Origin of the sequence: Rhodococcus maanshanensis NBRC 100610 (assembly GCF_001894865.1) — a bacterium.
GTDB classification, from domain to species: domain Bacteria; phylum Actinomycetota; class Actinomycetes; order Mycobacteriales; family Mycobacteriaceae; genus Rhodococcus_G; species Rhodococcus_G maanshanensis.
In genome coordinates, this window is sequence record NZ_BCXA01000008.1 from 46,873 (window position 1) to 60,483 (window position 13,611).

Annotated in this window: 14 protein-coding genes; 8 read left to right on the plus strand and 6 right to left on the minus strand. The window is 70.0% G+C overall.

Features of this window, described 5'->3' with window-relative positions:
• Positions 1-2: 2 nt before the first annotated feature.
• Together RM1_RS05085 and hppD are read right to left on the minus strand one after the other, a co-directional pair.
• Complete coding sequence (locus tag RM1_RS05085; protein WP_072750285.1) at positions 3-374, minus strand: hypothetical protein; 372 nt, start codon at positions 372-374, stop codon at positions 3-5.
• Between the two features lie 76 nt (positions 375-450).
• Positions 451-1,659 (minus strand): 4-hydroxyphenylpyruvate dioxygenase, encoded by a 1,209-nt coding sequence (gene hppD / locus RM1_RS05090; RefSeq protein ID WP_072750286.1) that lies wholly within the window; start codon positions 1,657-1,659, stop codon positions 451-453.
• Positions 1,660-1,778: 119 nt separating this feature from the next.
• On the opposite strand from hppD, the gene RM1_RS05095 reads away from it, so the two are divergent.
• Positions 1,779-2,246, plus strand: coding sequence for an Lrp/AsnC family transcriptional regulator (locus RM1_RS05095; protein WP_027500731.1), 468 nt, complete (start codon positions 1,779-1,781; stop codon positions 2,244-2,246).
• Positions 2,247-2,261: 15 nt separating this feature from the next.
• On the opposite strand, the gene RM1_RS05100 is transcribed toward RM1_RS05095, so the two are convergent.
• Positions 2,262-3,104 (minus strand): alpha/beta fold hydrolase, encoded by an 843-nt coding sequence (locus tag RM1_RS05100; RefSeq protein WP_072750287.1) that lies wholly within the window; start codon positions 3,102-3,104, stop codon positions 2,262-2,264.
• A gap of 78 nt (positions 3,105-3,182) precedes the next feature.
• Between RM1_RS05100 and RM1_RS05105 the strand changes: the two genes are divergently transcribed.
• The 3 genes from RM1_RS05105 to RM1_RS05115 all read left to right on the plus strand — a co-directional run bounded on the left by RM1_RS05105 (position 3,183) and on the right by RM1_RS05115 (position 5,274).
• Positions 3,183-3,647 (plus strand): MarR family winged helix-turn-helix transcriptional regulator, encoded by a 465-nt coding sequence (locus RM1_RS05105; protein WP_218019675.1) that lies wholly within the window; start codon positions 3,183-3,185, stop codon positions 3,645-3,647.
• A 62-nt stretch (positions 3,648-3,709) separates the two neighbouring features.
• The gene (locus RM1_RS05110; protein ID WP_072750288.1) at positions 3,710-4,249 is read left to right on the plus strand and encodes a TetR/AcrR family transcriptional regulator; all 540 of its coding nucleotides are present in this window, start codon (positions 3,710-3,712) and stop codon (positions 4,247-4,249) included.
• Entirely contained in the window at positions 4,246-5,274 is a 1,029-nt protein-coding gene (locus RM1_RS05115; protein ID WP_072750289.1) for an SDR family oxidoreductase, read from the plus strand. Before RM1_RS05110 ends, RM1_RS05115 begins: the two co-directional genes overlap by 4 nt.
• Before the next feature lie 90 nt (positions 5,275-5,364).
• Here RM1_RS05115 and trxA read toward each other — a convergent pair whose 3' ends face one another.
• Complete coding sequence (trxA, locus tag RM1_RS05120) at positions 5,365-5,694, minus strand: thioredoxin (RefSeq protein WP_072750290.1); 330 nt, start codon at positions 5,692-5,694, stop codon at positions 5,365-5,367.
• 68 nt (positions 5,695-5,762) lie between these two features.
• A complete protein-coding gene (locus tag RM1_RS05125) occupies positions 5,763-6,188 on the minus strand; it encodes a winged helix-turn-helix transcriptional regulator (RefSeq protein WP_072750291.1) in 426 nt (141 codons plus the stop codon).
• A 166-nt stretch (positions 6,189-6,354) separates the two neighbouring features.
• On the opposite strand from RM1_RS05125, the gene RM1_RS05130 reads away from it, so the two are divergent.
• The 4 genes from RM1_RS05130 (at position 6,355) to RM1_RS05145 (ending at position 11,715) form a co-directional block, all read left to right on the plus strand.
• Positions 6,355-7,548: a homogentisate 1,2-dioxygenase gene (locus RM1_RS05130; RefSeq protein WP_072750292.1), complete on the plus strand. Its 1,194-nt coding sequence runs from the start codon at positions 6,355-6,357 to the stop codon at positions 7,546-7,548.
• Entirely contained in the window at positions 7,545-8,435 is an 891-nt protein-coding gene (locus RM1_RS05135) for a hypothetical protein (RefSeq protein WP_072750293.1), read from the plus strand. Before RM1_RS05130 ends, RM1_RS05135 begins: the two co-directional genes overlap by 4 nt.
• Before the next feature lie 95 nt (positions 8,436-8,530).
• Positions 8,531-9,706: a fumarylacetoacetase gene (gene fahA / locus RM1_RS05140; protein WP_072750339.1), complete on the plus strand. Its 1,176-nt coding sequence runs from the start codon at positions 8,531-8,533 to the stop codon at positions 9,704-9,706.
• Positions 9,707-9,765: 59 nt separating this feature from the next.
• Positions 9,766-11,715 carry an acyl-CoA dehydrogenase family protein gene (locus tag RM1_RS05145; protein WP_072750294.1) on the plus strand — a complete coding sequence of 650 codons (1,950 nt, stop codon included), beginning with the start codon at positions 9,766-9,768 and terminating at the stop codon, positions 11,713-11,715.
• A gap of 25 nt (positions 11,716-11,740) precedes the next feature.
• On the opposite strand, the gene RM1_RS05150 is transcribed toward RM1_RS05145, so the two are convergent.
• Positions 11,741-13,564 (minus strand): glycoside hydrolase, encoded by a 1,824-nt coding sequence (locus tag RM1_RS05150; protein WP_218019676.1) that lies wholly within the window; start codon positions 13,562-13,564, stop codon positions 11,741-11,743.
• Positions 13,565-13,611: the final 47 nt, after the last annotated feature.

The following is a 13,611-nucleotide window of genomic DNA, read 5'->3' on the forward strand; positions in this document are numbered from 1 at the left end:
CGTCAGAAGACCGGGCTGGGGCCGTCCACGATCAGGCCGTGGCAGACCCCGGTCGGCAGGCAGACCTCGTTGATCCGGACCATCCCGATCCGGGCGCCGTCGACGAGCCGGTAGAAGGTGAAGTTCCGGCCGTCGATGCTGTGCGCCCGGACGCCGGGCAGCGAGGTGAAGTCCTTGTTGGTGTTCAGCACGTCGTCCTGGGTGAGCACCGGGTTGACCTGGTACTCGGTGTGACTGCCGTCGGCCAGCAGGGTGTACGGAGCCGACGCCGCAGAGGCAGAGGCTGCGGGCGCGGCCGTGGCGGTCGCGGCCGTGCCGGCGGCGACGGCGATTGCTCCGAGTGTTCCGGCAACGATGCGGGTGACTGAGCTCATAGTTAGTCGATAGAACACGACTCGTGCACAGTTCGCCAGCGCAACGAATACCGATCCGGTCACGGGCCGTCCGGGCTCAGAGGTTTCCGCGCGCCGCCTGTTCGCGCTCGATCGACTCGAAAAGGGCCCGGAAGTTGCCCTTGCCGAAGCCGAGCGAGCCGTGGCGCTCGATCAGCTCGAAGAACATCGTCGGCCGGTCGCCGAGCGGCTTGGTGAAGATCTGCAGCAGGTAGCCGTCCTCGTCCCGGTCGACAAGGACGCCGCGGCGTTTGAGCTCGGCCACCGGCACCCGCACCCGGCCGATCCTGGCCCGCAGCTCGGGGTCGTCGTAATAGGCGTCGGGTGTGTCGAGGAACTCGACGCCCTCCGCACGCAGCGCGTCGACCGTGCGCAGGATGTCGCCCGTGGCCAGGGCCAGGTGCTGGCAGCCGGGTTCGCCGTAGAAGTCGAGGTACTCGTCGATCTGCGACTTCTTCTTCCCCGGCGCCGGCTCGTTGAGCGGGAACTTGACCCGATGGTTGCCGTTCGCGACGACCTTGGACATCAGCGCCGAGTACTCGGTGGCGATGTCGTCCCCGACGAACTCGGCCATGTTGGTGAAGCCCATCACCCGGTTGTAGAAGCGCACCCAGTGATCCATCCGGCCCATCTCGACGTTGCCGACGGCGTGATCGAGCGCCTGGAACAGCCGCTCCGGCGCACCGGGGCGGCGGACGAATCCCGAACTGCGCGGGGCGAATCCGGGCAGGTACACCCCGTCGTACCGGCTGCGGTCGACGAGGGTGTGCCTGGTGCTGCCGTAGGTGGCGATGGCGGCCAGCCGCACCGTGCCGAACTCGTCGGTGACGTCGTGCGGTTCCTCGAGGACGGTGGCGCCCTGCGACCGCGCCCGCTCGATGCAGCGGTCCACGTCGAGCACCTCCAGCGCCAGGTCCGCAACGCCGTCTCCGTTCCTGCGGTGCCGATCGGCGAGCGGGCTGTCGGGGCTGACCGCGCCCTCGAGGACGAACCGGACGGAGCCGGACTCGAGCACGAACGACTTGTGTTCGCGCTGACCGGTTTCCGGCCCCGCGTAGGCCACCAGGGTCATGCCCCAGGTGGAGACGAAGTAGTGGGCGCTCTGGCTGGCGTTCCCGCAGACGAACACCACCGCGTCCATCCCGACCACAGGGAACGGGTCGGCCGCGTCGTCGTGTTCGACCAGCCCGACGAGCCGGTGCAGATCGTTCGCGCGCAGGTGCGCGGCGCGCTCGCGCGGGGTCAACCGAATGTCCGCGATCGTCATGGATTCACTGTGACCTCGGCCCCTCACCTGCGCAACGATGAGGATTGACGCTGCTCAATATGTACAGAATGCTGGAGTGTGGCGGTGAATTGTTGGACAAGATGACCAGGAGCACACCGATGAGCATCGATCGCCTCGACGCCGACCTGCTCGAGCTCCTGCACGCCGAGCCGCGCGTGGGGGTGCTCGAGGCGTCGCGCCGGCTTGGTGTCGCCCGCGGCACCGTGCAGGCCCGCCTGAACCGGCTCGAACGCGACGGCGTGATCGCGGACATGGCCCCCACCCTGGACGCCGAGGCCCTCGGCTTCCCGGTCACCGCGTTCGCGACCCTGGAGATCGTCCAGGGTCGCGGGCACCGCGCGGTCGTCGAGCACCTCGTCGCGATCCCCGAGGTGCTCGAGGCCCACACCACCACCGGTGCGGGCGATGTGCTGATCCGGGTGGTGGCGCGGACACACTCGGACCTGCAACGGGTGATCAATCAGATCGTGGACGGGCAGAACGTGCTGCGGTCGTCCACGGTGATCGCCCTGGAGAACCAGATCCCGCTTCGCCACCTGCCACTGGTGCGGGCCGCCCTGGCGTGACCGCGCCTGCCGCCGTCAGTTCAGCGCGGCGCGGAGGGCTTCGGCGTACGCGCTCGGGTGGCTCGTGTTGCCGTTGTGGCCACCGGGGAACACGCGGACCTCTTCACCTCGCAGGTCGGCCAAGGCGACCGCGCACGCCCGGTCGAAGACGGTCTCCGGAGTCGCCCGGCCGACGGCGGGGACGATGCGGGTCGACGTTCGGCCGACCGCGGCGACGTCGAGTGTGTCCCGAATGATCGCGGAGAAGTCCTGCTCGACGAAGAAGTCGAAGTTGCGAATTCGCTGTGGCGACATCGGCATCGGCGTCAGCCCCGGCTCGACCTCCGTGCTGTGCGGGTCGATGCCGAGGACCTTCGCGACCAGCTGCAGGGTTCCCGCCAGCCCGTCGGTGCGATGGACCCGCTGGATCTCGGCCAGCTCGTCCTGGTGCTCGGCCCGGTGCCCGGGCGGCAACAGACGCGGGCTGACCGGCTCGTGCGCGACCAGGGTCGCGAGCTGCTCCGGGTGGCCGACCGCGACGTGGAGTCCGATCGAGGCACCAAGGCTGCACCCGAGCATCCGGGCCGGCTCGTCGGTGACCTCCGCGAGCAGGCGGTGGACGTCGTCGGCGTGCTGGGCAAGGGTCACGCCGCCGTCCGGATCGTCGAGGACACTCCTGGACAGGCCGCGCCGGTCGTACGTGACCACGGTGTAGTCCGCCTCCAGCCGGTCGACCAGGTCCCGGCTGCGGCCCGCATCCCCTTCCCCGCTCTGCGAGATCAGCAGGACGGGTCCGGCCCCCCTGACCTCGAAGTACAGGGATGCACCCTCCACCCGCAGTGATCCCGATCGGGTCCCCGTTCGGCTGCCCACGTTCATCGCACGCTCCTCTCGTCAATAAGTATCACAACAGATGTATCACATATGATGCATCTGTGTCGATGTAAAATCGGCCGCGTGAATGGCATCGACCTGTTCCTGCTGGGGCGCACCCTGATGAAGATCGGCGAGGAGGCGTTGCCCACCGACGGCATCGGCCGCCACCCGACCGGCACCCGCACCGTGCTGATCGTCGCCAGCGACATCCGCGACCACCCAGGAAGCGCCGTGGGTGAGATCGCGGCGCGGACCGGCTTCCCACAGAGCGCGGTGTCCGGCGCCGTCGCACGACTGAGGGAGGCGGAGGCGATCACCACACAGCCGGATCCTGATGACCGGCGGCGCGTACTCATCCACCCGGCCGCGGAGGTGTCCGACCGGATGGGCGAGGTCAGGGCGACATCGATCGAGACCGCACTTGCCGCAACCCTGGGAACCGACGACCCGCTGGCGATCGGCGAGGCGACCGCGCTACTCGAGGAATTGGCCCGCCGACTCACGCCCGACGTCATCGGCCAACTCCGAAAGGGCCAGCCCCGATAGGCCGCGGCGGGTCGCGAGCCGGTCATCTTCCTAAAATATGTAGACCGGTCTATATTGATCGCATGAAGAAGGGCGAGGAGACGAGGCTGCGGATGATCACGGTCATGGCGACCGCGGTCGAGGAGAAGGGCGTGGCGGCGACCGGCGTCACCGAGGTGCTCGAACGCAGCGGGGCGCCGCGCGGCTCGCTGTACTTCCACTTCCCCGGCGGCAAGGACGAGTTGGTCGCGGCCGCACTCCGACAGAGCGCGGACACGCTCGACGCACTGATGGCCGCCTCCCTCGGCGGCCCGCCCGCGGATGTCATCGCCCGGCTCCTCGAGGCGCTCGCCGACCGGCAGGTCGACTCCGACTTCACCAAGGGCTGCCCGATCGCGACCGTTGCCCTCGAGACGGCGGGCACCGACCCGCTCGGCGGGGTGTGCGCCGAGATCTACGCCCGCTGGGAGGCCGCCCTCGCGGACCTCATCGGCGACGCCGCGCTGGCCACCGAGGTCTTCGCCCTCATCGAGGGCGCACTGCTCGTCGGCCGGGTCCGGCGGTCCCGCGAACCCATCGATGCGGCGGTGCGCGCCGTCCGGAAACTACTGGAGACCTCATGAGCACGCCCGACACCCTCGTCATCGGTTCCACCGGACTGATCGGCCGGTGGCTGATCCCCGAGCTCACCCGCCAGGGCAGGCACGTCGCCGCGATGGTCAGGAACGCCGCCGAACGCGGCGACGAACTCCGCGACTGGGTGGCCGCCCACGGCGGGAACACCGAGCTGCTGACCGTCGTCGACGGGGACCTGACCGCGCCCGGACTCGGCCTTGACCCGTTGCCCGCCGTGCGCGACGTGTACAACCTCGGCGGACGGTTCGCCTTCGGGCTCACCGAGAGCGAGGCTCGCGCGGTCAACGTCGACGGGGCCGTGGCCGCGCTGCGCTGGGCGCAGGAACTGCCGCGGCTACGCCGGTTCGTGCACATCAGCGGGTATCGCGTGGCTGGCGCAACCGTGACCGCGACGCTCTACCGCGACAAGGGCGCCTACGAGGCGAGCAAGGTCGAGGCCGACCACGCCGTGCGCGATCACGCCGAGGCACACGGCATCCCGTACGCGATCGTCAACCCGTCGACGGTCATCGGCGACTCCGGGACCGGCGAGACCACCCAGTTCATCGGCCTTGCCGCGATGGTCCGCGACCTCCACCGCGGCAGGCTCCCCGTCATTCCCGGCGGCAAGGACGTCTGGGTCCCCGTGGTCACCGCGGACTACTTCGCCCGGTTCCTCGCCGCCGTGCCCGAGCACGCGGAACCCGGTGCGGCGCTGTGGGTTCTCGACGAGGACACACCGCTGCTCGGCGAGCTGCTCCGCGACGTCGCACGGACCCTCGGCGTGCGGCCCCCTCGATTCCACGTGCCGGTCGGGGTGATCCGCAGGCTGCCCGCGAAGCTGACCGGCGCGGACCCGGAGACCCTCGGTTTCCTCTCCGCCGACCGGTACCCGACCGATTCCGCACGGGCGCTCGCCGAGCGGGCCGGGCTGACCTTCCCTCCGCTGCCGCAGGCGATGCGGGCGTGGGTGGACTACCTGGTGGCGAGCGAATTCGGGAAACACGACCCCGCTCGAACGCCGGTCCGCTAGTCCGCCAACCACCCGCCGAGTGTGCAGCTTCCGACGCATCGCCCGAGAGCGTGCGCCGGCAGGTGCACACTCGGCGCGGGCGGCGGACGGTCAGGCCACCGGCAGGTGCGGCTCCAGCGCCCGCATGATCGCCGCGCGGGGCTTGGCACCGACCATCGTCGTGACCATTTCTCCGCCGATGAACAATGCCATGGTCGGCATGCCCATCACCTGATACTCCCTGGCCGTCCCCGGGTTCTCGTCGACGTCCAACGCGATGACGGCGAGACGACCGGACTCCTCGTTCGCGATCTGCTCGAGGACCGGCGCGACCATCTTGCACGGAGGGCACCAGCTCGCGGTGAACTCGACGAGGACCGGCGTCTCGGACGAGAGCACGTCGGCGGCGAAGGCGGCATCGGTGGTGGTGGCCAGGGACATGGAGCACTCCTTTGTCTCGGTACTGCTGTCTCGGTACTTGTTCTGCGATCGAGCGTCGGACGTCGGGTTCAGCGATTGACCTGGGCGATGACCCGTTCGTGCACATCCGCGTCCCCGCCGCATTCACACACCAGGCGCGCGGTAACCCGGCCCCCGCACCCCGTGTGCCGGTACACCACCTCGGGCACCCCGCCGTCGACGAGGTGCTTCTCCCCCCAGTCGGAGAACGCGGCCAGCACCGGCAACAGGTCGAGACCCGCCTCGGTGAGGACGTACTCCTGCCTGGCCCTGCTGCCAGGAACCCGGTAATCCCTGGTGGCCAGCACGCCCGCGGCGATGAGCCGCTGCAGGCGGTCCGAGAGCACCCCGCGCGGCGCGCCGGTTGCGGCCCGGAGCTCGTCGAAGCGGCGGAGACCGAGCGCGACCTCGCGAACGATCAGCAGGGCCCAGCGCTCGCCGACCACGGCGAGGGTTTCGGAGAGGGTGCACGTCACGGTCCTGAGTCTAGACTCAGGACTTAGATGCTGTCGAGACCCTCGATCGCGCGCTCGCCGGACGCCACCCGCCGTCGACCCGCGGCGATATAGTGGCAACTGTTGTGATCCGCATCACAAAACGGGCCGAGGGGGCGGCCCGCAGCTCGACGCCGGGAGGAACGCCATGCCCTTCTACCGCCAGGTCGGTCAGGTGCCGCCGAAGCGTCACACGCAGTTCCGCGCGCCCGGCGGCGAGCTCTACCGCGAGGAGCTCATGGGCGAGGAGGGGTTCTCCTCCGACTCCGCGCTGCTCTACCACCTCGGCACCCCCTCGGCGATCGTCGACTCGACGTCATGGGAACTCCCCGACCAGTCGCTGACCCCCAACCACCCGCTCAGGTCGCGGCACCTCAAGCTCCACGAGCTGGCCCGGAACCCCCTCGACACCGACCCCGTGACCGGCCGACGCCTCGTGCTCGGCAACGACGACGTCCGGATCTCGTACGTCGCCGCGCAGCAGGATTCGCCCCTGTACCGGAACGCGGTCGGCGACGAGTGCGTCTTCGTCGAGGCCGGATCCGCCACCGTCGAGACCGTGTTCGGGGCACTCGGGGCCCGCCGGGGCGACTACGTGCTGCTCCCGCGTGGCACCACCCATCGATGGCTGCCGAACCCCGGTGAACCTTTGTGCGCGTATGCAATCGAATCGAGCAGCCACATCGGGCCGGTCCACCGGTATCTGTCGCGGTTCGGGCAGCTGCTCGAGCACGCGCCCTACTGCGAGCGCGACCTGCACGCGCCGACCGAGCCGCTGCTCTGCGACGGCACCGATGTCGAGGTGCTGGTCAGACACCGCGGCAGCACCGGCCTCGTCGGTACCCGCCTGGTCTGTCCCACCCACCCGTTCGACGTCGTCGGGTGGGACGGTTGCCTTTACCCGTTCACCTTCAACGTCGCCGACTTCGAACCGATCACCGGCCGGGTGCACCAGCCCCCGCCCGCCCATCAGGTGTTCGAGAGCACCGGATTCGTGATCTGCAATTTCGTGCCGCGCAAGGTCGACTACCACCCGCTCGCCATCCCGGTGCCGTACTACCACTCCAACGTCGACTCCGACGAGGTCATGTTCTACGTCGACGGCGACTACGAGGCACGCAAGGGTTCGGGCATCGGCCGCGGCTCGATCTCCCTGCACCCCGGCGGCATCGCACACGGACCGCAGCCGGGGGCGGCCGAGGCCAGCATCGGCGCCGAGTTCTTCGACGAGCTCGCCGTCATGGTCGACACCTTCCGGCCGCTCGCGCTCGGCGAGGGCGGGCTGGCCGTCGAGGATCCCTCCTATGCCTGGTCCTGGGCGGGCCGGGGGCCGTCGTCATGACCGCGCTGCTGGCGCACCTGGTCGACGACGCCGGCCTGTTCGAGCCCACCGAGCTCGACATGGCGGCGGCGGTGGCACGCCACCGCCGCGATCTCGCGTCGGGTCAACCGATGCTCACGCACCGGTTCGTGTGCCCCGCGTCCCGGGTACCCGAGCTGCTCGGCCACCTCGACGCCGACGACCGCTTCGCGGTGCTCGTCACCGCGGACCTGTCCGCGCTCGCGGATGCCGTCGCGGCACTGCGCCACTCCCCCGGTGCCGAGTTGGTCGGCATCGAGTCGACGCTGACGCCGGCACCTGGAGACTGGAGCGACGCCCTCGCCGCGCTGATCGACGCCACCGGGGGCGGGCCCGCGGCGGTGCCGTTGTTCGTCGAGCCTGCGACCGTCGCCGATGCCGCCGGGGTCATCGCCGCGCTGGCCGAGCGCCGGGCCGAGAACGGAGCGTCGCTCGGGGTGAAGCTGCGCTGCGGCGGGACAGGGGCCGAGCTGTTCCCGACGCCGGACGCCCTGGCCGCCGCGCTGGTCGCGGCCGCGGGCGCGGGGGTGCCCGCCAAGGCCACCGCCGGGCTGCACCACGCGATCCGGCAGACCGACCCGGCGACCGGCCTCACCCATCACGGCTTCCTCAACCTGGTGCTGGCCGCGGACGCCGCGCGATCCGGATCGGCCGCGGAGACCGCCGCGATGCTGGCCGACGAGGACCGGGACCGGCTGCGCTCGACGGCCCGCACGCTGCACGACCCGGTGCCTGCCCGGTCGGTGCTGACCTGTTTCGGGTCGTGCGACACCGAGACCCCGATGCTCGAGGCGGTGCGGCTCGGCCTCGCGCCCACCCGATCAGACTGCGGGCCAGGTACTTTCGGACTGGGAGGGGCACCGGCATGAGCAACGGTGTTGTTTCGAGCGACCTGCAAGCAGTCGCAAGCGATGTTGTTTCGAGCGACCTGCAAGCAGTCGCAAGCGATGTTGTTTCGAGCGACCTGCAAGCAGTCGCAAGCGGTCTCCACCCCCTCCCCTACGGCGTGTTCTCCACCGGCGCCCTGCACCGACACATCGGCGTCGCGATCGGGGACCAGGTGCTCGACCTCACCTCCGTCGTCGACGAGGCCGCGCTGCGCTCGACCACCCTCAACGCCTTCCTCGCCCTCGGTCGCGCGCGCTGGGCGGAGGTGCGCGCCGAGATCACCGAACTCCTGTCGGACCCGGCGCACCGACAGCGGGTCGGGCCGTACCTGCACGCGCTGTCCGAGGTGCAGATGCACCTGCCGTTCGACGTCGCGGACTACGTGGACTTCTACGCGTCCGAGCAGCACGCCACCAACCTGGGCCGGATGTTCCGTCCCGGCCAGCCGCCGCTGCCGCCGAACTGGAAACACCTGCCGATCGGCTATCACGGCCGCGCCGGCACCGTCGTGCCGTCGGGCACCGCCGTCGTACGACCCACCGGACAACGCAAGGCCCCGGACGAGCAGGCGCCAACCGACGGTCCGACCCGCAGGCTCGACATCGAGGTCGAGCTCGGTTATGTGGTCGGCGTCCCGAGCGAACTCGGAACCTGCGTCCGCACAGCGGATTTCGCCGATCACGTCTTCGGCGTCGTCCTGCTCAACGATTGGTCCGCCCGCGACCTGCAGTCCTGGGAGTACGTGCCGCTCGGCCCCTTCCTCGGCAAGTCGTTCGCCACCTCCATCTCGCCGTGGGTGGTGCCCCTCGCCGCACTGGAGGCGGCTCGGCTGCCCGGCGCCGCTCAGGACCCGGAGCCGCTCGAGTACCTGCGGGACACCGAGAACTGGGGCCTGGACATCGAATTCGAGGTCGAATTGAACGGACAGGTGATCTCCCGGCCGCCCTACCGCGGGATGTACTGGTCGCCCGCGCAGATGTTGGCGCACCTGACCGCCAACGGCGCCCGCCTGCGCACCGGTGACCTGTTCGCCTCGGGGACCGTCTCCGGTCCGGCACGCGATCAGGTCGGTTCGCTGATCGAGCTGACCGACGCGGGTCGGGAACCGATCACCCTGGCCGACGGCAGCACCCGCGCCTTCCTCGAGGACGGCGACGCGGTGACCATCACGGCCACCGCGCCCTCCCCTGCAGGCGGTCGTTTCTCGCTCGGCGCCGTGACGGGCACCATCGCGCCCGCGGCCCCGAGGTGACGGTCGCCTCGCGTGTCGACACCTGACACCCGACCCCCGCAGCCGTTACGGTCGAGGCCATGGCCACCACAGCGGACCACCTGCGGACCACTCTCGACGGGCAGTGGCGGGAGGTGCGCGAGAAGGTCCGGGTCGACCTGACCCGCGAGGAGTTCGCCCCGCATTTCACCCCGGACCTCAAGGCCGCCCGGGCCAAGACGCTCGAGCAGATGCGGATTCTCGCCGAGTCCGGCTACGCGGCCAACGGCTTCGCCGCAGCCCACGGTGGCACCGGCGACGTGGGCGCCGCGGTGACCAGCATCGAGATGCTCGCTATGTCGGATCTGTCGCTCATGGTCAAGGCAGGCGTCCAATGGGGGCTGTTCGGCGGCGCCATCGAGAATCTCGGCACCGCACGCCATCACGCGGCCTACGTCAGGCCGCTGATCGATCTCGACCTGCTCGGCTGCTTCGCAATGACCGAGACCGGCCACGGCAGCGACGTCCAGGCGCTGGAGACCACTGCGACCTACGACCCGGCCACCCAGGAGTTCGTGATCGACTCCCCGACGCCGTCCTCCCGCAAGGACTACATCGGCGGCGCGGCCCAACACGCGCGGATGGCGGCGGTGTTCGCCCAGTTGATCACCGCGGCACCCGGCGAGGAGCCCGAGTCGAAGGGCGTGCACTGCTTCGTCGTCCCGATCCGCGGCGAGGACGGTGCCGACCTGCCGGGGGTCACCACCTCCGACTGCGGTCACAAGGGCGGCCTGCCCGGGGTCGACAACGGCCGGATCGTCTTCGACCGGGTGCGGGTGCCGCGGGAGAACCTGCTCAACAGGTACGCCGACGTCGCGGCGGACGGGACGTACTCCTCCCCGATCGAGAACCCGAACCGGCGCTTCTTCACCATGGTGGGCACGCTGATCCGCGGCCGGGTCACCGTCGGCGGCGCGGCGGGCGCCGCCGCCCGGGTGGCACTGAGCATCGCGACCCGATACGCGTTGCAGCGCAGGCAGTTCGACAAGCCACCGAGTCAATCCCCCCTCGCTTCGCTCGCCCCGGTGAACGACGAGGTCCTCATCATGGACTACCTCGTGCACCAGCGCCGGCTGCTGCCGCTGATCGCGAAGTCCTACGCCCTGCACTTCGCGCAGAACCAGCTGGTGACCAGGCTGCACGAGATCCAGACCGCGGACGAGGTGGACCCGCAGGAACAGCGCGAGCTGGAGGCCAGGGCGGCCGGACTCAAGGCCGCCAACACCTGGCACGCCACCCGCGCGATCCAGGAGTGCCGCGAGGCCTGCGGCGGCGCCGGGTACCTCACCGAGAACCGCCTCGTCGCGCTCAAGGCCGACACCGACGTGTTCACCACCTTCGAGGGCGACAACCACGTGCTCACCCAGCTCGTCGCGAAGGAACTACTCACCGCGTACGCCGAGGAGGTCCGCGGCATGAGTCCCGTCGAGTGGATGCGCTTCGCCGCCACCACCGTCTCCGATGTGGTCAAGAAGCGCACCGCCGCCCAGCAGATCATCCAGACCATCCTCGACACCCGGCAGGACAACGAGGAGGACGGCAGCCTGTTCAACCGGGGCACGCAGCTGACGATGTTCTCCGGCCGCGAGGAGTACCTGCTGTCCACGGCGGCACGGCGGCTGCAGGGCGCGCAGAAGCGCGAGGACGATCCCTTCGATGCCTTCAACTCCGTGCAGGACCACGTGATGCGGGCGGCCGAGGCGCACATCGACCGGGTGGTGCTCGAGGCGTTCGTCGCGGGCATCGACTCGTGCGAGGAAGGGGCGGCCGCCGACCTGCTCGGCGATCTGTGCGACCTGTACGCGCTCACGGTGATCGAGGAGGACAAGGCCTGGTTCATGGAGCACCGGCACCTGTCCGTCGAGCGCGCGAAGGCGGTGACCCGCGGGGTCAACGAGCGCTGCCGCACGCTGCGCCCGCACGCCCTGACCCTGATCGAGGGGTTCGCGGTGCCGGAATCCACGCTCGGCGCGGCGATGCTGGGCGGCTGATCGGGGGCCCGGCGACGGCATCTCGTCAGGGACACAACGTCGTCACCTCGCCGCCGATCGAGGCGGCCACGCAGCCGGGCTGCACGGCCCCGAGGTCGGCATCCTCGAAGGCGCGCTCGCCGAAGTTCGCCGTCACCTCGAGCGCTCCGTCGCCGAAGGTGGTGCGCTGCACCGTGCGGTCCTCGGTCAGCCACCGGAAGTCGGTCATCGGCTCGGTTCCCGCGGCCTCCTGGATGGTGGCGAAGAACCTCTGCATGGTCGCCATCCGCGGCCCCTCCTCGGCGATGGTCTGCGCATTCAGGGTGTAATTCAACGGGGTGTTGTAGAGCATCGCGAGCAGCGCGCGGGTGGTCTGCAGGGATGGCAGCTTGTTGAAGGACAGCTCCCAACGATCCGTGCTGACCACCGAATCGTGCAGCACGGTCTCGTACAGCGGCACACGGTACTTCGGGTCGAACATCCCGGCGCGCAGCTTCTCGGGCAGCTCGACCGGCTTGAAGAAGGTGGCCGGTCCGTTCTTCCCCCAGTACGCACCCCACGTCGCCTTGTCCCGTTCCAACTTCCAGAGGTCGTTCATGACCGGGGTGCTCGAGCCGTGACTGAAGGACACGACGCCGTTGGCCCACGACCCGACCGTCTCCGAGCCCAGCACCAGGTCCTCCCCGATCACGCCCATGCGATCGAGGCGGTTCTGCCGGTCCCCGAACTGGGTCATGGGGTGGTCGGGGCTGTGGTCGTCGAAGACTTCGCCCGTCGCATCGACGTCGAGGAAGTAGCTGTTCGCGCCGTTGTCCACCTTCGCGGTGACCCGGCTCGCCAGCAGATCCGGGCGCGCCGCCAGCGCCTGTGAGCTCAGGTAGCAGCCCCTGCCGCCGAATCCACCTTCCAGCTCGCCGTTCTCGTCGACGACGCAGTCCCCCGGCCACACCCCGTCGGGCCACCGGGAGGACGGATTGTCGACCTCGCCAGACGGGTCCTGCGCATTGCCGAAGGTGTCGTACGGACCGACGAGATAGCCTGCATCCGTTGCGGTCTCGACAGCCTCTCGGGTCATCGGCTGCTCGTCCGAGTCGTAGCCCAGCCACATTCTCGAGAGACCGAGGTCCTCGAGCTCGCGCATCGACTCCGGGGTGCGGCCGTCGCCCCACAAGTAGGCGTGGAAGGCACCGACGAGCTTTTCGGTGTCCGGGTTCGCGGCGATCTTCTGCTTCAGGGTGCGCAGGCCGCCCTGCTGCCGCAGCAGCGCGCGGTAGTCCTTGGCGGCGGCCACCGGCGATCCGTCGGTGAGCGACAGTGCCACGGTATAGGTTCCGGTGCCCTTGGCCTCACTGAACTCGTGCACGGAGGTGCCGCGCAGTCGGCCGTCGACCGAGCTGAACCCCAGCGTGGTTCCGATGTCGGTCGGCACCAGGTAGCTCGCACCGACGGCGCCCGCGCTGTACCCCCAGAACGGCATGGTCAGGTCCTGCAGCCGCTCGCCCTCCTCCCCGACCAGACCGCTGTCGGGGTCGTTCCAGAAGGCGTCGTCGACCGGGATGCTCAGCCCCTCACCCCGCGGCAGCTGCAGGTCCCGCGCACCGGCGCCCGTGACCGGCCACGCCAGCTCCTGATCGTCGCGGCCGGTCATGTCGACGACGAGCCGACCGTCGCGCGCGGTCGCCGTGACGTCGAGGCCGCGTTCGGGATACGACCAGTGTGCGCGGGTGGCATCGACCGAGATGTCGCCCGGTGCGCCCAGGTCCGTCGCCGCGGCGGCGGACAGCTCGACGGGGCCGCGGACGCTCAGGTCGTTCACGTCGACCCGCGCCTCGCCGCCGTCGATCGGCACGATCACCGTGTTCCCGTCCACGCGGACAGCCGAATCTGACTGCTCTGCAGAACATCCCGCTGCCGCGA

Excerpts from the sequence above, each read along its gene's own strand:
- hppD (WP_072750286.1), bottom strand. The coding sequence starts at position 1,659 with ATGACGATCGCGGACATTCGGTTGACCCCGCGCGAGCGCGCCGCGCAC.
- RM1_RS05095 (WP_027500731.1), top strand. The coding sequence starts at position 1,779 with ATGAGCATCGATCGCCTCGACGCCGACCTGCTCGAGCTCCTGCACGCC.
- RM1_RS05115 (WP_072750289.1), top strand. The coding sequence starts at position 4,246 with ATGAGCACGCCCGACACCCTCGTCATCGGTTCCACCGGACTGATCGGC.
- trxA (WP_072750290.1), bottom strand. The coding sequence starts at position 5,694 with ATGTCCCTGGCCACCACCACCGATGCCGCCTTCGCCGCCGACGTGCTC.
- RM1_RS05110 (WP_072750288.1), top strand. The coding sequence starts at position 3,710 with ATGAAGAAGGGCGAGGAGACGAGGCTGCGGATGATCACGGTCATGGCG.
- RM1_RS05135 (WP_072750293.1), top strand. The coding sequence starts at position 7,545 with ATGACCGCGCTGCTGGCGCACCTGGTCGACGACGCCGGCCTGTTCGAG.
- RM1_RS05130 (WP_072750292.1), top strand. The coding sequence starts at position 6,355 with ATGCCCTTCTACCGCCAGGTCGGTCAGGTGCCGCCGAAGCGTCACACG.
- RM1_RS05085 (WP_072750285.1), bottom strand. The coding sequence starts at position 374 with ATGAGCTCAGTCACCCGCATCGTTGCCGGAACACTCGGAGCAATCGCC.
- RM1_RS05100 (WP_072750287.1), bottom strand. The coding sequence starts at position 3,104 with ATGAACGTGGGCAGCCGAACGGGGACCCGATCGGGATCACTGCGGGTG.
- RM1_RS05145 (WP_072750294.1), top strand. The coding sequence starts at position 9,766 with ATGGCCACCACAGCGGACCACCTGCGGACCACTCTCGACGGGCAGTGG.